The 18,730-nt window shown below is 71.7% G+C and carries 19 protein-coding genes; 12 read left to right on the forward strand and 7 right to left on the reverse strand.

All coding sequences use genetic code 11. The features are described from left to right. Nucleotides 1-51 precede the first annotated feature (51 nt). The gene (locus tag ACIQZO_RS32825) at nucleotides 52-666 is read left to right on the forward strand and encodes a 5-formyltetrahydrofolate cyclo-ligase (RefSeq protein WP_403633311.1); all 615 of its coding nucleotides are present in this window, start codon (nucleotides 52-54) and stop codon (nucleotides 664-666) included. 21 nt (nucleotides 667-687) lie between these two features. On the opposite strand, the gene ACIQZO_RS32830 is transcribed toward ACIQZO_RS32825, so the two are convergent. Beyond that, nucleotides 688-3,540 carry a penicillin acylase family protein gene (locus ACIQZO_RS32830; protein ID WP_403633314.1) on the reverse strand — a complete coding sequence of 951 codons (2,853 nt, stop codon included), beginning with the start codon at nucleotides 3,538-3,540 and terminating at the stop codon, nucleotides 688-690. Nucleotides 3,541-3,818: 278 nt separating this feature from the next. On the opposite strand from ACIQZO_RS32830, the gene ACIQZO_RS32835 reads away from it, so the two are divergent. The 8 genes from ACIQZO_RS32835 to mscL all read left to right on the forward strand — a co-directional run bounded on the left by ACIQZO_RS32835 (nucleotide 3,819) and on the right by mscL (nucleotide 11,116). Further along, nucleotides 3,819-5,279, forward strand: a complete 1,461-nt coding sequence (locus ACIQZO_RS32835) for a potassium/proton antiporter (RefSeq protein ID WP_403633446.1) — start codon at nucleotides 3,819-3,821, stop codon at nucleotides 5,277-5,279. 366 nt (nucleotides 5,280-5,645) lie between these two features. Then, on the forward strand, nucleotides 5,646-7,070 hold the full coding sequence (locus tag ACIQZO_RS32840) for an MFS transporter (protein WP_403633317.1): 1,425 nt from the start codon (nucleotides 5,646-5,648) through the stop codon (nucleotides 7,068-7,070). A gap of 67 nt (nucleotides 7,071-7,137) precedes the next feature. Next, nucleotides 7,138-7,461, forward strand: coding sequence for an FmdB family zinc ribbon protein (locus ACIQZO_RS32845; RefSeq protein WP_150257790.1), 324 nt, complete (start codon nucleotides 7,138-7,140; stop codon nucleotides 7,459-7,461). An 81-nt stretch (nucleotides 7,462-7,542) separates the two neighbouring features. Next, complete coding sequence (locus ACIQZO_RS32850; RefSeq protein ID WP_403633320.1) at nucleotides 7,543-8,376, forward strand: S-methyl-5'-thioadenosine phosphorylase; 834 nt, start codon at nucleotides 7,543-7,545, stop codon at nucleotides 8,374-8,376. A 90-nt stretch (nucleotides 8,377-8,466) separates the two neighbouring features. Then, the gene (locus tag ACIQZO_RS32855) at nucleotides 8,467-8,961 is read left to right on the forward strand and encodes a hypothetical protein (RefSeq protein ID WP_403633322.1); all 495 of its coding nucleotides are present in this window, start codon (nucleotides 8,467-8,469) and stop codon (nucleotides 8,959-8,961) included. An 86-nt stretch (nucleotides 8,962-9,047) separates the two neighbouring features. Further along, entirely contained in the window at nucleotides 9,048-9,605 is a 558-nt protein-coding gene (locus ACIQZO_RS32860; RefSeq protein WP_403633325.1) for a carboxymuconolactone decarboxylase family protein, read from the forward strand. 368 nt (nucleotides 9,606-9,973) lie between these two features. After that, nucleotides 9,974-10,501 carry a hypothetical protein gene (locus ACIQZO_RS32865; protein WP_403633328.1) on the forward strand — a complete coding sequence of 176 codons (528 nt, stop codon included), beginning with the start codon at nucleotides 9,974-9,976 and terminating at the stop codon, nucleotides 10,499-10,501. 123 nt (nucleotides 10,502-10,624) lie between these two features. Continuing rightward, nucleotides 10,625-11,116: a large conductance mechanosensitive channel protein MscL gene (mscL, locus tag ACIQZO_RS32870; protein ID WP_403633331.1), complete on the forward strand. Its 492-nt coding sequence runs from the start codon at nucleotides 10,625-10,627 to the stop codon at nucleotides 11,114-11,116. A 22-nt stretch (nucleotides 11,117-11,138) separates the two neighbouring features. On the opposite strand, the gene ACIQZO_RS32875 is transcribed toward mscL, so the two are convergent. Next, nucleotides 11,139-11,351, reverse strand: a complete 213-nt coding sequence (locus ACIQZO_RS32875; protein WP_403633334.1) for a hypothetical protein — start codon at nucleotides 11,349-11,351, stop codon at nucleotides 11,139-11,141. Nucleotides 11,352-11,635: 284 nt separating this feature from the next. Here ACIQZO_RS32875 and ACIQZO_RS32880 point away from each other — a divergent pair, with 284 nt between their 5' ends. Together ACIQZO_RS32880 and ACIQZO_RS32885 are read left to right on the forward strand one after the other, a co-directional pair. Then, a complete protein-coding gene (locus ACIQZO_RS32880) occupies nucleotides 11,636-12,802 on the forward strand; it encodes a low temperature requirement protein A (RefSeq protein WP_403633336.1) in 1,167 nt (388 codons plus the stop codon). A gap of 160 nt (nucleotides 12,803-12,962) precedes the next feature. Continuing rightward, entirely contained in the window at nucleotides 12,963-14,216 is a 1,254-nt protein-coding gene (locus tag ACIQZO_RS32885; RefSeq protein WP_403633338.1) for a cytochrome P450, read from the forward strand. 80 nt (nucleotides 14,217-14,296) lie between these two features. On the opposite strand, the gene ACIQZO_RS32890 is transcribed toward ACIQZO_RS32885, so the two are convergent. Continuing rightward, nucleotides 14,297-14,791, reverse strand: a complete 495-nt coding sequence (locus tag ACIQZO_RS32890) for a DUF5949 family protein (protein ID WP_403633340.1) — start codon at nucleotides 14,789-14,791, stop codon at nucleotides 14,297-14,299. 56 nt (nucleotides 14,792-14,847) lie between these two features. Then, nucleotides 14,848-15,468, reverse strand: a complete 621-nt coding sequence (locus ACIQZO_RS32895) for a hypothetical protein (RefSeq protein WP_403633343.1) — start codon at nucleotides 15,466-15,468, stop codon at nucleotides 14,848-14,850. Nucleotides 15,469-15,624: 156 nt separating this feature from the next. On the opposite strand from ACIQZO_RS32895, the gene ACIQZO_RS32900 reads away from it, so the two are divergent. After that, nucleotides 15,625-16,062, forward strand: coding sequence for a DUF6299 family protein (locus tag ACIQZO_RS32900; RefSeq protein ID WP_403633346.1), 438 nt, complete (start codon nucleotides 15,625-15,627; stop codon nucleotides 16,060-16,062). 45 nt (nucleotides 16,063-16,107) lie between these two features. On the opposite strand, the gene ACIQZO_RS32905 is transcribed toward ACIQZO_RS32900, so the two are convergent. From ACIQZO_RS32905 to ACIQZO_RS32915, 3 genes are all read right to left on the reverse strand, one after another. Then, nucleotides 16,108-16,275, reverse strand: coding sequence for a hypothetical protein (locus tag ACIQZO_RS32905; protein ID WP_159061886.1), 168 nt, complete (start codon nucleotides 16,273-16,275; stop codon nucleotides 16,108-16,110). Between the two features lie 71 nt (nucleotides 16,276-16,346). Further along, nucleotides 16,347-18,434 (reverse strand): SpoIIE family protein phosphatase, encoded by a 2,088-nt coding sequence (locus ACIQZO_RS32910; RefSeq protein WP_403633348.1) that lies wholly within the window; start codon nucleotides 18,432-18,434, stop codon nucleotides 16,347-16,349. A gap of 12 nt (nucleotides 18,435-18,446) precedes the next feature. Next, entirely contained in the window at nucleotides 18,447-18,716 is a 270-nt protein-coding gene (locus tag ACIQZO_RS32915; protein ID WP_403633350.1) for a hypothetical protein, read from the reverse strand. Nucleotides 18,717-18,730: the final 14 nt, after the last annotated feature.

Consider the following 18,730-nt stretch of genomic DNA (forward strand, 5'->3'; position numbering starts at 1 on the left):
CAGCAGGTAGATGCTGGTATGGACCGATTCGGAAGGATATTTGATTTCCTCGTGGCCGAGAACCCGCACACCGTCTCCACCAAGGCCGTGCTGCGCCGAGAACGGCTCGCAGCGCGCCGCGCCCTGTCCCCCGAAAACTGCCGTACGGCGGCCACCGCACTCGCCGTCAGGGCTTTGGAACTGCCCGAACTGGCCGATGCCCGCACGGTGGCGGCGTACGTCTCGATCGGCACCGAGCCCGGCACCCGGGAGCTCCTCGACGCCCTGCGCGCGGCCGGCAAGCGCGTGCTGCTCCCCCTGCTGCTGCCCGACAACGACCTCGACTGGGCGGCGTACGAGGGCCCGGACAGCCTCGCCGAGGCCGCCCACCCGGGGAAGATGCGGCTGCTGGAGCCGACCGGCCCCGCCCTCGGACCGCAGGCGGTCACCGGGGCCGACGCCGTGCTGCTGCCCGGGCTCGCGGTGGACGGCCGCGGTATGCGGCTGGGCCGCGGCGGGGGTTCGTACGACCGGGTGCTGGAGCGGCTGGAGCGCGCCGGGGCCGATCCCGCGCTCGTCGTGCTCCTCTACGACGACGAGGTGGTCGCGCGGGTCCCGGAGGAACCGCACGACCACCCCGTTCAGGCGGTGGCGACCCCGTCCGGGGTCCGCCGCTTCAGCTCATGACGACCTGGTCCCCGCGAGCCCCTAGGAGCCCTCGGGCTTGAGGGTCAGGGTGTCGACCGTGGCCTTCTCGACGGCGTCCTTGCCGAAGGGCCACTCCAGCAGCTCGCCCTTGGCCCACATCGTCGTCTGGTCCGTGTAGTGCGCGTTGTACGCGTGCCCGGAGGCGCCCGTCAGGTTGATCCAGCGCGACTTGTCGAGCTCGTTGAGGTTCACGACCATCCGCATCGAGGGCACCCAGGTGACCCCGTACCCGCTGGAGGCGTTCCAGCCGGTCGCGTTGACCGTGGCCTCGCCGCCGCCCAGGTCCCACGGGCCGCGGTTGAGGAGCCACTGCATGAAGCCCGGGCCCTCGGTGCCGATCGTCTGGTTCTTCAGCGTCAGCTGGTGCAGGCGGCCCCAGCTCCAGGTGGACTGGTCCTTGCCGAGCTTGGCGGTGAGCTCCCAGCGGGCGTCGGCCATGGCCCGCGCGAACAGCTCGTCGCGAGTGGTGGTGGCCGGGTTGTTCAGGCCCTTGGCGGGGGCGCTCCACCACTGCGACTTCTCGTCCTTGACCAGGCGGCGGACCACCTCGAACCAGCGGTCGCCGCCGTCGGGCTGCGCCGAGTCCGCGTCGCGGGTGCCGCACTCGCGGACCGTCTTGGCGAGGTCGTCGGCCGGGCCGGTGCCGTTGCCGCGGACGTTCATGCAGCTGCCCTCGATCCGCAGCTCCTTGGGCATCTTGTCGCCGAAGGACAGCTCGAGGATGTTGCGCCAGACCGCGTTGAAGTAGGCCGCGGCGGCCGAGTCGGGCTCCTGCGTGTAGTTCCAGCCGTCCAGCAGCTTCTGCGCGGCGCGCACGCCCGGGTCCGAGATCTCGATCTTCGACAGCATCGGGGTCAGCAGCGCGGCGATCTCGCTGCTGTTGTCCATCTGCATCGTGCGCATGTCGTCGGTCGAGATCCGGCCGCCGTCCTTGATCTTCGCCTCGATGAGGTCGTTGATCCGCTGGCTGCGGGCGCCGTAGCCCCAGTCGGTGGTCAGCAGGTACGGGTACTTGCCCGCGCCGGTCCCGGTCTCCACGACAGCCTGGTTGGCGGTGACGATGTAGCCGCGGGACGGGTTGTAGTCCCAGGGCAGCTCGTTCTGCGGAATGTAGCCGGCGTTGCCGTCCTTGCCGCCCTTCCAGGCGTACTTGGAGTCCCAGCCCGGGGCGGGCATCCGGCCGTCGCCCTGGCCGCGTACGGGGATGCGGCCGGGGGCCTGGTAGCCGATGTTGCCCGTGGCGCCCTTGTTGTCGGCGTAGATCAGGTTCTGCGAAGGCACCTCGAAGTCGGCGGCCGCCGCCCGGAAGCCCGCGAAGTCCTTGGCCCGGTTGAGCTTGAAGACCGCGTCCATCGCCTTGCCCGGGTCCAGCGCCGTCCAGCGCAGGGCGACGGCGTAGCCGTCGCCGCGGTCGGGGGCGGAGCTGGCGACGGGGGCGCGGGTGCCGACCGTGGCGAGCTCCTCGCTGCGGTCGGAGACGAGCGGGCCGTTGTTGGTGGTGCGGACGGTGATCTTCTTACTGGCGCCGCCGGCGACCTTGATGACCTCTTCCCGGGTGGCGAAGGGGAGCACCTTGTTGTCGTAGACGTAGCCCTCGGGCTTGACCTGCTCGAGGTAGAGGTCGGTGACGTCGGCGCCGAGGTTGGTCATGCCCCAGGCGATGTCGGCGTTGTGGCCGATGACCACGCCGGGCATGCCGGAGAAGGTGTAGCCGGCCACGTCGTACTGGCACTGGGCCGAGACCGCGCGGCAGTGCAGGCCCATCTGGTACCAGACCGAGGGCAGCTGCGGGGACAGGTGCGGATCGTTCGCGAGCAGCGGCTTGCCGGTGGTCGTGTACTTGCCGGAGATGACCCACGAGTTCGAGCCGATGCCGCTGCCGTTGGGGCCGAGGATCGCGGGGATCTCGTCCAGGGTGTCGGCGAGGGCGCTCAGCTGGGTGCGCAGGCCCACGGCCGCGCCCTGGGCGGTGGCGTTGTCGGCGAGGCCGCCGGCGTTGCCCGCGCCGGCACCCGTGGGGGTCACGGTCTGGGTCCCGACGGCATTGCCGCTGCCGGTGCCGGTGCCCGGGCCGGTGCCCGCGGCGCCGCCCTGCGGGGTGTACTTCCCGCCGTCGACCTTGCCGCCCTCCACGACCGGCTTGTTCCGGTCGTAGGGGTACGGCGGGTAGAGCTCGTCGATCTGCGCCTGCGGGAGCTTGGTCGCCATCAGCGCGCGGTCGATCTCGTCCTGCATGTTGCCGCGCAGGTCCCACGCCATCGCCTTGAGCCAGGCCACCGAGTCCACCGGCGACCACTGCTCGGGCCGGTAGTCGCCGCTGAGCCCCAGGGCGGCGTGCTCGACGGAGAGGTCCTTGCCGGACTTCCCCTTCAGGTACGCGTTGACCCCGTCGGCGTAGGCCTGGAGATACTTCTTTGTCTCGGGCGAGAGCTTGGTGTCGTACTCGGCCTGGGCGACCTGGCGCCAGCCCAGCGTGCGCAGGAAGGCGTCGGTCTCGACCTGGCCGGAACCGAACATCTCGGAGAGCCGCCCGGACGTCATGTGACGTCGTACGTCCATCTCCCAGAACCGGTCCTGCGCGTGCACGAAGCCCTGCGCGCGGAAGAGGTCGTCGTCGTTGTCCGCGTAGAGCTGGGGAATGCCGTGGGCGTCTCGCTTGACGTCGACGGTCCCGGTCAGGCCCGGCACCTTGAGGGAGCCGGTCGTCTGGGGGAAGGAGGCGCGCACACTGTCCACGCTCCAGTACGCCCCGTAGCCGAGGCCCGCGAAGAGCGCCAGGACCAGAACGAGCACGATCAGACGGGCGCGTCGTCCCTTCTTCTTGACGGGAGGAGCGGTTTCGTTGGCGGGCATCGCTGTCCTTAGAGGGGCAGGGTGGTCCTGGGAGTGCTGGGAGCAACCATAGGCGCAGGACCGAGTTCGTTGATCCGCCAGGGGTGGAGCTGACGAGGACAGGGGCGAACCGGCGTTTCACAATGTGGTTATCGCGTAAAGGGCGCGTCAAAGATTAGGTAAGGTAACGAACTACTTGCCGAACTTGTCGCCGGGAGGATCGATCCACCGGGCGCATTGAGGAGGGCCGCCCGCTGACTGTCCACACGCTGAATGAGCTGTTGCTGGTCTGCTCGCTCGTGCTGCTCGTCGCGGTCGCGGCGGTACGCATCTCTTCGCGAAGCGGCCTCCCCAGCCTGCTCATCTACCTCGGCATAGGCATCGCCATAGGCCAGGACGGCATCGGCAACGTCGTATTCGACAACGCCGAGCTGACCCAGGTCATCGGCTATGCCGCGCTGGTCGTGATCCTGGCCGAGGGCGGTCTGGGCACGAAGTGGAAAGAGATCAAGCCGGCCCTGCCGGCGGCGGTCGTGCTTTCCCTGGTGGGCGTGGCGATCAGCGTCGGCGTGACGGCGACGGGAGCGCATTACCTGGTCGGCCTGGAATGGCGCCAGGCCCTGCTGATCGGCGCGGTCGTCTCCTCGACCGACGCGGCGGCCGTCTTCTCGGTGCTGCGGAAGGTCCCGCTGCCGTCCCGGATCACGGGTGTCCTGGAGGCCGAGTCCGGCTTCAACGACGCACCCGTCGTCATCCTGGTCGTCGCCTTCTCGACCGTCGGCCCGGTGGACGAGTGGTACGTCCTGATCGGCAAGATCGCCCTGGAGCTGGCGATCGGCATCGCGATCGGCCTGACCGTGGGCTTCCTGGGCGCGTACGGCCTGCGACACGTCGCCCTGCCCGCCTCCGGCCTCTACCCGATCGCCGTGATGGCCATCGCCATCGTGGCGTACGCGGCCGGCGCCATCGCGCACGGCTCCGGCTTCCTCGCGGTGTACCTGGCGGCGATGGTGCTCGGGAACGCGAAGCTCCCGCACTGGCCGGCCACCCGGGGATTCGCCGACGGGCTCGGCTGGATCGCCCAGATCGGCATGTTCGTACTGCTGGGCCTGCTGGTCACCCCGCACGAACTGGTCCGCGACTTCTGGCCCGCGGTGGTCATCGGGCTGGTGCTCACGATGGTGGCGCGGCCGCTGGAGGTCTTCATCAGTCTGCTGCCCTTCCGGATCTCCTGGCAGGAGCAGGCACTGATGTCGTGGGCGGGCCTGCGCGGCGCCGTGCCCATCATCCTGGCGACGATCCCGATGGTGTCCGGGATCGAGGGCAGCGACCGCGTCTTCAACATCGTCTTCGTGCTCGTCGTCGTCTACACCCTGGTGCAGGGCCCGACCCTGCCCTGGCTGGCGCGCAAGCTCAACCTCGGGGACGGGGACGAGGGCGCCTCCGACCTCGGGATCGAGTCGGCGCCGCTGGAGAAGCTGCGCGGACACCTGCTCTCCTTCTCCATCCCGCCGGCCTCGCGGATGCACGGCGTGGAGGTGAGCGAGCTGCGACTGCCGCCGGGCGCCTCGGTCACTCTGGTGGTCCGGGACGCGAAGAGTTTTGTACCGGCGCCGTCGACCGTGCTGCGGCGCGGGGACGAGCTGCTGGTGGTGGCCACGGATCCGGTCCGGGACGCGGCGGAGGCGCGGCTGCGGGCGGTCGCCCGGGGCGGCAAGCTCGCGGGATGGCTGGGCACGGGCGGACCCGTTTCGCATTAGAGCGTCGTTCTAATTCAGCCGAATTCGCCGAGATATGCCCGCTTTTGCCTGCTTTTCCTGGCTCTTCACATGCGAAGCGGCCGTTAATCCCAGGTGAAGACACCCCCTGTCACCGAATTCACAGGGCGTGGTAGTGGCTTTCCCTGTACGATGAAGGCACACCAGATCGAACCAACTCTGCCTGACGCAGAGCTGGCGCGACCGCAAAGCGGCCGTGGCACCACCCGCAGTGGGCGCCCAGGTATCACTCGGTTCTGCGCAAGAGGACAGCTCTCGGGGCTCCCACATGTACGGGTGCGGCCGCTCACAAGGCGAAGCACCGTCCGCAGACGGGGAAGCTCTACCAGGCAGCGGAAAGGCAAGGCCGTGACATCCGCGGTCACGACCGACACGTCCGCCCGCCCCGGCTACGGGCAGCTCATGCGCACTCCCGGTGCCCTCGGCTTCGTACTCCCCGGCTTCGCAGCGCGACTCCCCTTCGGCATGCTGACCATCAGCATCCTGCTGCTGGTCCAGCACACCACCGGTTCCTACGGCAGCGCCGGCATCGTCGCCGCCGTCACCGGTATCTCCATGGCACTGTCCGCCCCGCTGATGGGCATCTTCACCGACCGCCTCGGCCAGACCGCCGTCCTGCTGCCCGTGGTCCTCGCGCACTCCGCCGCCGTCACCGGCCTGGCCGCGCTCGCGCTGCTGGACGCGCCGGTCTGGGCGCTGGCGCTGGCCGCCGTACCCACTGGTGCCTCGGTGCCGCAGGTCGGACCCATGGTCCGGGCGCGCTGGGCCGCCAAGCTGGAGGGCTCGCCCCTGCTGTCGACGGCCGCCGCCTTCGAGTCCGTCACCGACGAGTTCACCTTCGTCGTCGGCCCGGTCCTGGCGACCGCGCTGTGCACCGGTATCCACCCGGCGGCCGGCCTGGTCACCGAGGCCACGCTGAGCCTGCTCGGCGGTCTGCTCTTCGCGGCCCAGCGGGCCAGCCAGCCCAAGGCGCACGCCCCGTCGGTCACCGGTGAGAAGCGCGCCTTCGCGCTGTCCTTCCCGGGCCTGCGCGTCCTGGTCTTCGCCTTCCTCGGGATCGGCGCCGTCTTCGGCGGCATGCAGGTCTCGCTCGCCGCCTTCTCCAACGAGATCGGCAACCCCGGCGCCAACGGCCTGCTCTACGGCGTCTTCGCCGCCGGCAACATGACCGCCGGTATCGCCATGGGCGCCATCGCCTGGAAGATCGGCCCGCGTCGTCGGCTGATCCTGGGCTACATCGGCCTCACCGCCGCCGCCTCCGTCCTGTGGGCGGCGAACTCGATGATCCTGCTGGGCGCGCTCGGCCTGGTCGTCGGCCTGTTCATCGCCCCGGCGCTGATCACCGGCTACACGATGGTCGAGCAGCTGGTCCCGGCGGGCGCCCGGACCGAGGCCTTCACCTGGCTGACCGGCTCGATCGCCTTCGGCCAGGCCATCGCCGTCATCCTCGCCGGCCGCCTCACCGACACGCACGGGTCCTCGTTCGGGTTCCTGGTGCCCATGGGCGCCACCGCGCTCGCGCTGGCCGCGCTGCTGTCGCTGCGGGCGAAGCTGACCCCGAAGGCTCCGAGCCGGATCGTGAACGCGTCCGCGCAGGAGACGGCGCCCGAGACCGGGACCGTGCCCGAGGCCGCGTCCCAGGTCGCGTCCCAGATCGTTTCCCAGGCCGCCGCGAAGACGCAGGTGACCGCCCGCAGCACCGCCTCGCCGACCTCCCGTAACCGGGTGAACGAGCGTGGGATGGGTCACCGCGTGCCGGTGACGGTGGACTGATCCGCCGGAATACGTCACCATGGAGCGTCGTTAGCACTCATTGAGTCAGAGTGCCAGGAGGAAATTCGTGCCGACCTACCAGTACCAGTGCACCGAGTGCGGTGAGGGCCTTGAGGCCGTGCAGAAGTTCACCGATGACGCACTGACCGTGTGCCCGAGCTGTGACGGACGCCTGAAGAAGGTGTTCTCCGCGGTCGGCATCGTCTTCAAGGGCTCCGGTTTCTACCGGAACGACAGCCGTGGCGCGTCGTCGAGCAGCACCCCTGCCTCGAAGCCGTCGTCCGGCTCCTCGTCGTCCTCGACGTCGACCGCTGCCGCCGCTCCTGCCGCCTCGTCCTCCTCGACGTCGTCGAGCTCGTCGAGCAGCAGCAGTTCCACGTCGGCCGCCTGATCGCTTCTCACCGAGGCCCCGCCCGCCCCAGCGGCAGCGGGGCCTTCGGCATGCCCGCGGCAGGGCCTTAGGGTGGACCGCATGGTGAACGCAGAGATCGGTGTCATCGGCGGTTCGGGCTTCTACTCCTTCCTGGAGGACGTCTCCGAGATCGAGGTGGAGACCCCGTACGGACCCCCGAGCGATTCCCTGTACGTGGGTGAGCTGGGCGGGCGCCAGGTGGCCTTCCTCCCCCGGCACGGGCGCAGCCACACCGTCCCGCCGCACAAGATCAATTACCGGGCCAACCTGTGGGCCCTGCGCTCGGTCGGGGTCCGCCAGGTGCTCGGCCCGTGCGCGGTCGGCGGCCTGCGCAGCGAATACGGCCCGGGCACGCTGCTCGTTCCCGACCAGCTGGTCGACCGTACGAAGTCCCGCGCCCAGACCTTCTTCGACGGCGAGCCGCTGCCGGACGGCAGCGTTCCGAACGTCGTGCACACCACCTTCGCCGACCCCTACTGTCCGGTCGGCCGGTCCGTGGCACTGGCGGCGGCCCGCGGACGCGACTGGGAGCCGGTGGACGGCGGCACCATGGTCGTCATCGAGGGGCCGCGGTTCTCGACGCGCGCCGAGTCGCGCTGGCACGCGGCCGCGGGCTGGTCGGTGGTCGGCATGACCGGCCACCCGGAGGCGGTCCTCGCCCGTGAGCTGGGGCTCTGCTACACCTCGATGGCGCTGGTCACAGACCTGGACGCGGGCGCCGAGACCGGCGAGGGGGTCTCCCACACGGAGGTCCTGAAGGTGTTCGGCGAGAATGTCGGGCGGCTGCGCGAGGCCCTCTTCGACGCGGTGGCGGCCCTGCCGGCCACGGAGTCCCGGGACTGCCTGTGCACGCACGCGCACGACGGCTGGGACCTGGGCATCGAGCTGCCGTAACCCGCCCGGCCGCGTGTCCGCGGCTCCGATTCTCAGTGGCCCCGATTGTCAGTGGCCCCGATTGTCAGTCCTCTCTCCTAGCCTTCCCGCATGGCAAATTTCGGGGGGATGGCCGTGGCGCGCGCCATGGTGAGCGAGCTGCGGGAGTTCGCGGCGGGCGCCGGGTTCCGCGGCGTCGACGGCGACGAGGAGCTGAGCGACGGCTGGTCGACGCTGTACTACACCGACCAGCCGGACGGCGGCGCCGCGGCGCTGGCGCGGCGGACCGGGGCGCCGGTGCTCACCGTGGCGTACCTCGACAGCGATGTCGGCTTCGTCGAGGCGGCCACCTTCGCCGGGGGCCACTGGCGGGCACTGCTGAACCGGAAGACGGCCGTGGGCTACGACATACCCCTCGACCGGTTCCCCGTCGAGCCCGCCCTGGTGGGAGCACTCGACTGGTCTCAGGCCGGCGGGCTGACCGCCGAACCGGACGGGATCCGGGCCGCCCTCACCGGCTCCGAGGCCTTCGCGGAGACTCTCGCGGACCGGCTCCTCGGCGCGCTCGGAATAGCCCCCGGGGCGGGCGGCGGGGAAAACCCGTAGCGGCAGGCTGTCACATCCGGCCCGGCTGTCCTGTCCTCCTTGGTGAAGGCGGAAACAAGACCGCCCCAGCCCGGGAGATGACTGTCATGCCGCGTATCTCGCTCACCCCGCCCCGCACCCTCCTCATGCGCATCGGCTCCTGGTACTCGCGCCGGACCTACAGCAAGGTGCTCGAGCCCGGCCAGGCGTACGGGCACCACTCGCGCGTGCTCCTGTCCTACGTCCGCCTGGAGCGGAGCGCGGCGAAGTGGAAGGCGCTGGACCCCGGTCTGAAGCACCTCGCGGTGATGGCGTCGGCGGCCCGCGTCAACTGCTCGTGGTGCATGGACTTCGGCTACTGGGAGGGCCACGAGCTGGGGCTGGCGACGGAGAAGATCGAACGGGTGCCGCGGTGGCGGGAGGCCCGGGAGGTGTTCACCGAGCTGGAGCTCCTGGTCATGGAGTACGCCGAGGCCATGACGGAGACCGAGCCGACGGTCACGGACGAGCTCGCGCGGGAGCTGATCGCACGGCTCGGCGAGGAGGCGTTCGTCGAGCTGACGGCGATGGTCGCGCTGGAGAACTGGCGCTCGCGCGTCAACAGCGCCTTCGGCCTGACCAGTCAGGGCTTCGCCGAGGCCTGCCGGGCCCGGACCGGGCACTGACCCGACCACGACGGCGTGACCACGGACCTCTCCCACGCCGGTCGTGACCCTGGAGCCTGAGGGGGCTTCGGGCGGTGCGGCGGGCTGGGCGGCGGGCGGGCATGCCCGGTCGGGGACGCCTCGGGCGGCCTTCGCGGCCGGGGACAGGCACGTGGTGGTGGGCCGGTCGGTCAGCCGGGCGGCGGACCCGGTGGCGGCGGTGCGGCGGGTGGCGCGGGCCGCTGGTTGACCCTTGGGGGTGACGGGGTTGTCCACAGGCCGGGGACCGTCCACAGGCTCCGGCGGGATTTCCCGGAAGGCCGGATCGTGGGAGGTGTCCGGGCGAGGGGTCCGGGCTCGGCTTCTCACTCCGTCTGGTGGTGTTCGTCATGTCCCTTTGTTCCACGGCCTCTTCGGCTCCCTCCTCCGTATGTCCCCCCGCCCGCCCGGTCCCGCCGTTCCCGCCGCTTCGCGTCGGACGGGGCGGGGACCGGCTGCGCCGGGCTCTGCGGCGCCGGCGGCGGGCCGCCTCGGCCGCGCTGGCCGTCGTGGCGGCGGCGCTGGCGGTGGGCGGGACGGAGGCGCAGGCCTCCCGGGGCGCCGCCCCGCCCGAGGCGCGGGTGGCGCGGAGTGCGGCGCCACCCCCCGCGGTGCGGATGGTGTCGGCTCCGGTGCGCATCGCGGACGCGGCTACGGTGCGGCTGCTGCGGCCCGGGGACCGGGTGGACGTGGTCGCGGCGGAGCGGACCGGCTCGCCCAGGGTGGTGGCCGCAGGGGCGCGGGTTGCCGAAGTTCCCGACCCCGACAAGGGTGTTGCGGACGGCGGGGCGCTGGTGGTGCTGTCCGTGCCGCGGGACACCGCTCGGGTTCTCGTGGGCGCGGGTGCCACGACGCGACTGGCGGTGACACTGTGCTGATTCGCACAAAGAGAGGGGCAAGTCACCTTGGGGTGGGGTCCGATTGGACACGGCGCGCCCGGACTGCCGTAGCTTTCGGAACCGTTGGCTCCATGTTAGGCACTTGTGAAGAAAGGCTCAGTCGTGAGCGAGAAGAAGAAGGAGAGCGTATTGGCGGGCTTCAAGGCCTTCCTGATGCGCGGCAACGTGGTCGACCTGGCGGTGGCCGTGGTCATCGGCGCCGCATTCACGAACATCGTGAACTCGGTGGTCAAGGGGATCATCAGCCCGGTGGTGGGCGCGGTGGGCACGCAGAGCCTGGACGGCTACAAGTCCTGCCTCAAGGCACCCTGCGGTATCGGCGCGAACGGTCAGGCGACGGGTGTCGAGATCCTCTGGGGCTCGGTGCTGAACGCGACGCTGACCTTCGTGATCACCGCCGCGGTCGTGTACTTCCTCATGGTGCTGCCGATGGCGAAGTACCTCGCCAAGCAGGAGGCCCGCCGCAAGGCGCGCCAGGGTGTCCAGGAGACCATGGAGATCACCGAGCTGGAGGTCCTCAAGGAGATCCGCGACGCCCTGGTCGCACAGCGCGGCGGTGGCGCGGGCCCGACGGGTTCACACGACCGGTTCTGACCTGTCCGGCCATCTCGGCCGCTCAGATGTGGTGCGGGGGCTTCTCGTCGAGGAAGCGGGCCAGGTCGGCCGCGCTTCCGCCGGCGGGCGGCCGCTCGCCCCAGCCGCGGTCGGTGTCGTCCGAGGACTGCTGGTCCAGCGGATCGTCGAAGACCAGCCTCGGCTTCGGGCGGGGCTGGTCGGCCTCGGGGGCGGGACGCGAGGGCTGCGGCTCGGGGGCGGGGGTGCTGCTCATGCCTCCAGGGTACGGCCGGCCCGGCCGCCGTCCCGGCCCTCGGCCCGTCCTGCCCGGCCCTCGGCCCGTCCCGCCCGGCCCCCGGCCCGGCTCGGCTGGGCGCCTCGGCCCCCTTGCGGGCATAGAACCACCGGCACACGGCCAGGCAGTCGGAGAGGGAGCCGGTGACGGCGCCGCCTCCCTCTCCGACTGCTTCAGGGCCGCGCATCCGCCCGGGGCACACGGGCCGTACGGGCCGCGCGTCCGGCCTGCCGGAGGTCCCTCCCTCTGGTCTCCTGGCCGGTATGGCCTACTCCCCCATGACCGCGCGCAGCCCCGCCGAGCCCCACCGCGCCGCCACCGCGCTGGAGCTGTTCTTCGACCTCTGCTTCGTCGTCGCCATCGCGCAGGCGGGTGCCCGGCTGGTGCACTCACTCGCGGAGGGCCATCCCGGTGCCGGGGTCGTCGGCTACTTCTTCGTATTCTTCGGCGTGTGGTGGGCCTGGATGAACTTCACCTGGTTCGCCTCGGCCTACGACGTGGACGACGTCCCGTACCGGATCGCGACGCTCATGCAGATCGCCGGCGTGCTCGTGTATGCGGCCGGGGTGAGCCGGGCCTTCGACGACAACGACTGGGCGGTCGCCGTCACCGGCTACATCATCATGCGCGTAGCCCTGACGGCGCAGTGGCTGCGCGCCGCCTCCGGCGAGCAGGGCGCGGCACGGACGTCGGCGCTGAAGTACGCGGCCGGACTGGTGGTCTGTCAGCTGGGCTGGATCGGGCTGCTGTTCGTCCCGGACGACATGAAGCGCTGGCTGTTCCTCGTCCTGCTCGTCGCCGAGCTGGCGGTTCCCGTCATCGCCGAGCGCGGGCACCAGACGCCCTGGCACGCCCACCACATCGTGGAGCGCTACGGGCTGTTCACCATCATCGTGCTCGGCGAGACGATCGCCGCGGCCACGGTGGCCGTCAAGTCCGGGATCGACGAGAACGAGGCGCTGGATCAGCTGCTGCTCATCGCGGCGGGCGGCCTGCTGATCGTCTTCGCGGCCTGGTGGATCTACTTCGCGGTACCGATGCACCAGCACCTGCAGTCCAACCGCGAGGCCATCCCGTGGGGCTACGGACACCTGCTGATCTTCGCCTCGGGCGCGGCGATCGGCGCCGGCATCGAGGTCGCCGTCGAGCACGCGGTGGGCAAGGCGCACATCTCCCAGGTCGCCGCGAACGCCTCCGTGATGGTCCCGACCGCGCTGTTCCTGCTGATGGTGTGGCTGCTGCACTCCCGCCACTTCAAGCGCGGCCTCGCCCAGCAGCTGGTCCTGCCGGTGTCAGCCCTCGTGATGCTGGCCTGCACCTGGACGGGTACTCGCGCCGTCCTGTGGGCGGGCCTGGTCGGGGTGCTGACGGTGGCGGTCGGCCTGGCCCTGTCCACCCGCGCCGCCGCGGGCGCCGCCACCGCCGGCTGAGTCCCCGCAGGCCCCGCGCCGCACCGGGACCCGCGTCCCGGCCCGGCCCTCACCCGCACCCGCGCTCGGACCCGCACCCCGCACCCGCCGGGCCGTCACTCCCGTGCCCCCGCCGCCGTTCTCCAGCGCAGGACGACGCGCACCGACTGGAGGCCCTGCCTTGACACTCCCGGCACAACGCCACGGCACCGACCCCGGCAGGGAGCTGGCCGAGCCAGGCTTCTGGCAGCAGCCCCCCGCCCACCGCCTCGCCGCCTTCGCCCGGCTGCGTGCGGCCGACGGCCCGGTCCACGTCCCCGAGGGATCCGGCCCCGGCCACTGGGCCCTGGTCCGCCACGCCCAGGTGCAGGAGGCCAGCCGGCTCCCGAAGGTCTTCGCCAGCGCCCCCGGCGTGACCACCCCCGAGCCGGCCCGCTGGGTGCGGGCCCTCTTCGGGGACTCGATGGTCAATCTGGACGGCCCCGACCACGCCCAGCTGCGCAAGATCGTGCAGCGCGCCTTCACACCCCGCCTGCTGGCCGCCGCCGAGGCCGACATCCACGCCGTGGCCGCCCGCATCGTGGACGACGTACTGGCCGAGGAGCCCGACGAGTTCGTCTCGGCCGTGGCCTCCCGGCTGCCCCTTGAGGTCATCTGCAACATGATGGGCATCCCGGAGCACTACCGTGCCGAGATCGCCGACCGCGTCAACCATGCCTCCGAGAACATCGGGGTGGAGCGGGGCCTGGCCTCCCGGCTGCGGATGCCGGGGCGCGGCCTGCGCGCGCTCGCCCGTATGCAGCGGATGGTGGCGGGCATCGGGCGGGAGCGCCGCAAGAACCCCACCGACGACCTGATCTCGGCGCTGGTGTGCGCGAACGTCGACGGCCAGGCCCTCGGGGCCCGCCAGCTCGGCGCCTTCTTCTCGCTGCTGATGGTCGCCGGGGTGGAGACCACCCGGAACGCCATCACCCACGGGCTGACCCTGCTGACCGACCACCCGGACCAACGGGACTTGCTGCTCTCGGACTTCGAGGCGTACGCGGACGGCGCGGTGGACGAGATGATCCGCCACTCGACGCCGATCATCCAGTTCCGCCGGACGGTGGCCGCCGAGCACACCATGGGCGGGCACGTGTTCCGGCCGGGCGACAAGGTGGTCCTGTACTACGCGTCCGCCAACCGCGACGAGGCGGTCTTCCCCGAGCCCGACGACTTCGTCATCACCCGCTCGCCCAATCCGCACCTGGGGTTCGGCGGTGGCGGCCCGCACTTCTGTCTGGGCGCGCACCTGGCCCGGGTCGAGATGAAGGCGCTCTTCCGCGAGCTGCTGACCCGGCCGGTCGGGCTGCGGGCGGTGGGGCTGCCGGACCTGGCGGGGTCGAACTTCGACAACCGGGTCCGCTCGCTGAAGTTCGCCTTCGAACGGCCCTGACCGCGCAGCCGGCAGGGAAACCGGCCACCGGGCAGGCTGGGAGCCCGGCGGCCGGAGCGGTGGGGACCGCCCGCCCGGTGCTAGCGCTGCACGCGCCGCACGGCGAGGACGCAGTGGGCGCTGCTGGTGAGCACCGACTCGTCGCCCGCGAAGGCCTGCAGGGTCTCCGGGGCGACCGGCTGGCCCGGGACCGCCTCGGGCCAGGCACGGGTGGCGAAGAGGAAGTACGCCTGGCCGCTCTCGTCGGCCGCGGCGACCCACTCGTCGGGGGCGGTGCAGCGCGCGTTCATCCCGGGCAGGGTGAGCGCGATCTGGTTGCCCTCCAGCAGGATCTGCACGGGGAAGGTGGCCGCCTTGAGGGTGCCGTCCATGACCACGTCGCCGATGGGCAGGCCGATCTCCTCCAGCAGCCCGCGGGCGGCCGCCTCGCCGGCCTCCCGGCCCTGCGGGCCGTCACCGAGGGTGTAGGCGAGGAGGTACGGGATGTCGTGCGCCTCTTCGGGGTCTCCGATCCAGGCGAGCACCGAAAGGGTGCCGAGCTTGGACCGGTCGATTTCGGCTTGAGTAGAAGTCATGCGCGCACCCTAGTGGTCTCTCCGCCGGGCCTTTCACGGCCCTTCACCCGGCCGGGCTAGACAGCCCAGAATCCCTCTCCGGAATTCGCCTGCATGTTCGCGTCCTGGTACTGGAGCCGCACAATGCGCGCGCTTTCCGGGATTTCGAACACGACCCACCCCTCGGCCCGCTCACCGACCTCCAGGGAATCGAAGACGATCGGTTTGCCGGTCGTCAGCTCGCCGGTCTTCACCACCGGGTGACGCCGCCCCGCGCTGTCGTGCGCCCACATGCGTCCGAGAGCCCCGTACGAGGCCCCGCCCACGTTGACGAAGGACATCGAGGCGGCCACCCAGCGCTTCCCGGCGGGCGGGACGAAGTTCTTCTCCACGCTGATCGCCGGGTCCACGAACGCCCCGAGCTCGACCTGGAGGTGCCGGCCGACCTGCCGGGCGTGCACCCGTACGGGGTCGCCCACATGGGCCTGCGCGGCTCCGGGGCGTACGGGGGCCTGCGCGTCACCACCCGGCGCCCCGTCGTCCACCGGGACCGCGGGCACGGCGGCGGGGGCGAGCGCCGCTCCCTCGGGGGCGCTCTGGCAGCCCGTGGAACCGAACAGGAGGAGCGGGACGAGGGCGGTGGCGGCGAGGACGGGGCGAAGAGCGAAGGCGGGGCCGGGGAGGGCGGACTGGCGCATGCGGGATCCCTTCTGGGACGTATTTCGGTCAGTTTCACGCCCTCGACCTGCAAATCGCGCACAACGACACGAGCGCGCGGAGCAAGTGCGTACGCCCGGCTGCCAGCACAATGCGTTCCGGCGGAATCCCGCCGTCCGACTCACCTGGAGGAATGAATGCGCATCTCCGCCCGCCGAATGCCCCTCGCGGCCTTCTCCGCGCTGGCCGCCACCACGCTTTTCACCGCTCCGGCCGGCGCCACCGTTTTCAATCAGGGGATTTCCGTACAGGACGCCTACGTCGCCCACGACGGCGCCGTCACCCTTTCCGGGATGTACCACTGCGAGAAGGCGTCACCCATGGGGGCGATGCAGATCAAGGCGATCGTCGAGCAGGAGGGCGGCGGCCGGCTGAGCATCGGCGCGGAGCAGATCGTCTGCGACGGCCAGGAGCGCCGCTGGGTGGCCAACGCCCCGGGCGCCTTCGTGAACGTCCACCCGGGGCACGCGGTGGTCACCGCCGAGCTCCAGGAGGTCCAGCTCTCGGGCCTGATGCCGAAGTCGATCGCCACGGTCGCCCGGGACAGCAAGGACGTCGAGGTCCGCGAGCACTGAGCGTGCGGCGGGCCCGGAACACGCGCCCGGAGCCGGTAGCCGCCGCTACCGGCAGTCGGGGGCGACGTCCGTCATCGACATGAAGGCCACCGACTGGCATGCGGGGTCCGCGTGCGGCCGCCCCGTCGCCCAGTCCACGACGGCCGGCACCCCGGCCACGAGCAGGAGCGCGGCCAGGACTCCCGTCACGGCCGCCTTGGTCAGCCCGCGCACAACACGATCCGTTCCATGGCTCGCATCATCACCCCGCCCCCGGCGCCCCACAACCCGGGGTGACCGCTTGGTCACCCCGTGCGCCGGGGGCCGCCCCCGGCGTCGAACTCGCACCACACCGCCTTGCCGTCGCCCCGGGACTCCACGCCCCAGTGCGTGGCCAGCGCGTCCACCAGCAGCAGCCCGCGCCCCGTGGTGGCCGCCTCGCCCGGGCTGCGCCGGCGCGGCCACACGCTGGAGCGGTCCTTGACCCACAGCCGGATCCGCCGGACCGGCTCCGGCAGCACCTCCATCGTCAGCACCGCCCCGCCGTCGGTGTGCAGCAGCGCGTTGACCAGCAGCTCCCCGGCCGCCAGCTCCACGTCGTCGGCGAGCTCCGGCATGCCCCAGTCGCGCAGGGCCTGCCGCAGGGCGTAGCGCGCCTCCGAGAGGCCTTCCGGGTCGGCCTGGTGGACGTACTGGTGGATGCGCGGCGCCCGGTGGGTGCCCGGGTCGGGGGCCCGGCGCAGTACCAGCAGAGCCACGTCGTCCCCGGAACCCCAGCGCTCCCACAGCCGGTCCGAGAGGTGGTCGGCGAGCGCCCCTGCGTCCTGGGGGCCGCTGCGGACGGCCTGGGCGAGGGCGTCCATTCCGACGGCGATGGACATGCCCGGCTCCTCCACGAGGCCGTCGGTGCACAGCACCAGCGTCTCTCCGGGGACCAGGTCGAGCCGGGTCTCGGGGAACTCCTCGTGCTCGAAGAACGACGCCAGCCCGAGCGGCAGGCCGCCGCGCACCTTGGGCCAGCCCGTTCGGCCGTCCGTGTGGCGGATGAGCGGGCCGAGATGACCCGCGCGGACCGCCCGGATGCCGCCCGTCTCCAGGTCGACCTGCGCGTACATGCAGGTGGCGAAGCGTTCGGTGTCGAGCTCGGCGAGGAAGCGCGAGGCCCGGGCCAGCACGGTGGACGGCGGATGGCCCTCCCCCGCGTACGCCCGCAGCGCGATCCGCAGCTGGCCCATGATGGCCGCCGCGTGCGTGTCGTGGCCCTGGACGTCGCCCACCACCACGCCGACGCGGTCGCGGGGCAGCGCGATCACGTCGTACCAGTCCCCGCCGACCTCCCGCCCGCTCCAGGCGGCGTGGTAGCGGACCGCGATCTCCCCGCCGCTGATCTCCGGGATCCGGCGCGGCAGCATGGCGGCCTGCAGGCCGGTCGCGAACTCCCGCTCCTGGTCGAAGAGCAGCGCCCGCTGGAGGGACTGGGCCACGATGCCCGCCAGGCCCAGGCAGAGGTTGCGCTCCTCGGGGCTGAACTCGCTGCGCCGCCGGTAGAAGAGGACCAGCCCGCCGATGGCCTTGGCCTGCGCGATGAGCGGCAGGTAGGCGGCCGCGTCGTACTGGATCCGGCTCAAATAGTCCGCCAGCAGCGGGAACTCGCCGTCCAGCTCGCTCAGCGAGGTGACGAAACGTGCCTGCCGGCTGAGTACCGCCTGCGACAGCGGCAGCGAACCGTCCAACCGGGTGAATTGGCGCTCGCTCAGGATGTCCAGCGTCTCCCCGCTCAGCGCGATGATCTTGATGCTGCCGCCCTCGACCAGCCCCAGGGCCAGCCCGTCCGCACCGAGCCGCTCCAGCGCGCCCGCTCCGGTCAGCGCGGCCGTGACGTCGTCGACCGTCACCGCCCGCGACAGGGCCTCCGTGGTCCGCTGCACGATCGTCGTCTGCTGGGCGCGGGCCGCCTCCAGCTTGCGCAGCAGCGTCGCCTGGGCCAGCTCCGCGGTCGCGTCCCGGACGATGCCCACGATCCGCTCCGGCTGCCCCGAGCCGTCCCGGAGCACCCGGCCCGCGGTGTGCGTCCACTGGTCGCGGCCGTCGCGCCGCTGCACCATGAAGTACGCGCCGTACGTGTCCGCGCTGCCCGCCAGGACCCCTTCGATGATGTCGGTCAGCCGGACCCCGTCCTCGGGCGGGACGCGCAGTCCGACACCGGGCACGGTGCCGTCGAACTCCCCCGGCCCGAGGTCGAAGACCTCCATCGCGGCCTCGTCCAGCACCACCGCACCGGAAGCCAGATCCCATTCGAGGCTGCCCATGCCGTTGAGCGCGAACCGCTCCCCGGGCGCGGTCCCGGGGGACTGCCGGACCGGCTCGGGTCCGTCGCGTTCCGCCGCTGCCACCTTCCACACCACCTAACGGCCGGGCCAGCACGGCTGGGAGATCAGCCTCTCCCACTCCTCGTCAGGATGCCCCGGAAGGGTGCGCCCGGCCTCCCGCCAGCGCTTGACCACGGAGAGGTAGATCGTGGGCTGGTCGGCATGGGAGGCACTCGCGTAGGGACCCGCGTACGGCCCCGCGTACGGGGGCCGGTCGTGCCCGGCGGCTCTGGCCCTGGCGGGCTGCTCCGCACGGCTGGCGGGAATGCGTACCCAGCCGCGCCCCTGTGCTCGCTCCGAGCTCATCACGGACCCCTCTC

This window comes from Streptomyces sp. NPDC097617 (assembly GCF_044761485.1).
Classification (GTDB): Bacteria; Actinomycetota; Actinomycetes; order Streptomycetales; family Streptomycetaceae; genus Streptomyces.

Excerpts from the sequence above, each read along its gene's own strand:
- ACIQZO_RS32830 (WP_403633314.1), bottom strand. The coding sequence starts at position 3,540 with ATGCCCGCCAACGAAACCGCTCCTCCCGTCAAGAAGAAGGGACGACGC.
- ACIQZO_RS32850 (WP_403633320.1), top strand. The coding sequence starts at position 7,543 with ATGGTGAACGCAGAGATCGGTGTCATCGGCGGTTCGGGCTTCTACTCC.
- ACIQZO_RS32855 (WP_403633322.1), top strand. The coding sequence starts at position 8,467 with ATGGCAAATTTCGGGGGGATGGCCGTGGCGCGCGCCATGGTGAGCGAG.
- ACIQZO_RS32860 (WP_403633325.1), top strand. The coding sequence starts at position 9,048 with ATGCCGCGTATCTCGCTCACCCCGCCCCGCACCCTCCTCATGCGCATC.
- ACIQZO_RS32865 (WP_403633328.1), top strand. The coding sequence starts at position 9,974 with ATGTCCCTTTGTTCCACGGCCTCTTCGGCTCCCTCCTCCGTATGTCCC.
- ACIQZO_RS32875 (WP_403633334.1), bottom strand. The coding sequence starts at position 11,351 with ATGAGCAGCACCCCCGCCCCCGAGCCGCAGCCCTCGCGTCCCGCCCCC.
- ACIQZO_RS32880 (WP_403633336.1), top strand. The coding sequence starts at position 11,636 with ATGGCCTACTCCCCCATGACCGCGCGCAGCCCCGCCGAGCCCCACCGC.
- ACIQZO_RS32890 (WP_403633340.1), bottom strand. The coding sequence starts at position 14,791 with ATGACTTCTACTCAAGCCGAAATCGACCGGTCCAAGCTCGGCACCCTT.
- ACIQZO_RS32895 (WP_403633343.1), bottom strand. The coding sequence starts at position 15,468 with ATGCGCCAGTCCGCCCTCCCCGGCCCCGCCTTCGCTCTTCGCCCCGTC.
- ACIQZO_RS32900 (WP_403633346.1), top strand. The coding sequence starts at position 15,625 with ATGCGCATCTCCGCCCGCCGAATGCCCCTCGCGGCCTTCTCCGCGCTG.
- ACIQZO_RS32915 (WP_403633350.1), bottom strand. The coding sequence starts at position 18,716 with ATGAGCTCGGAGCGAGCACAGGGGCGCGGCTGGGTACGCATTCCCGCC.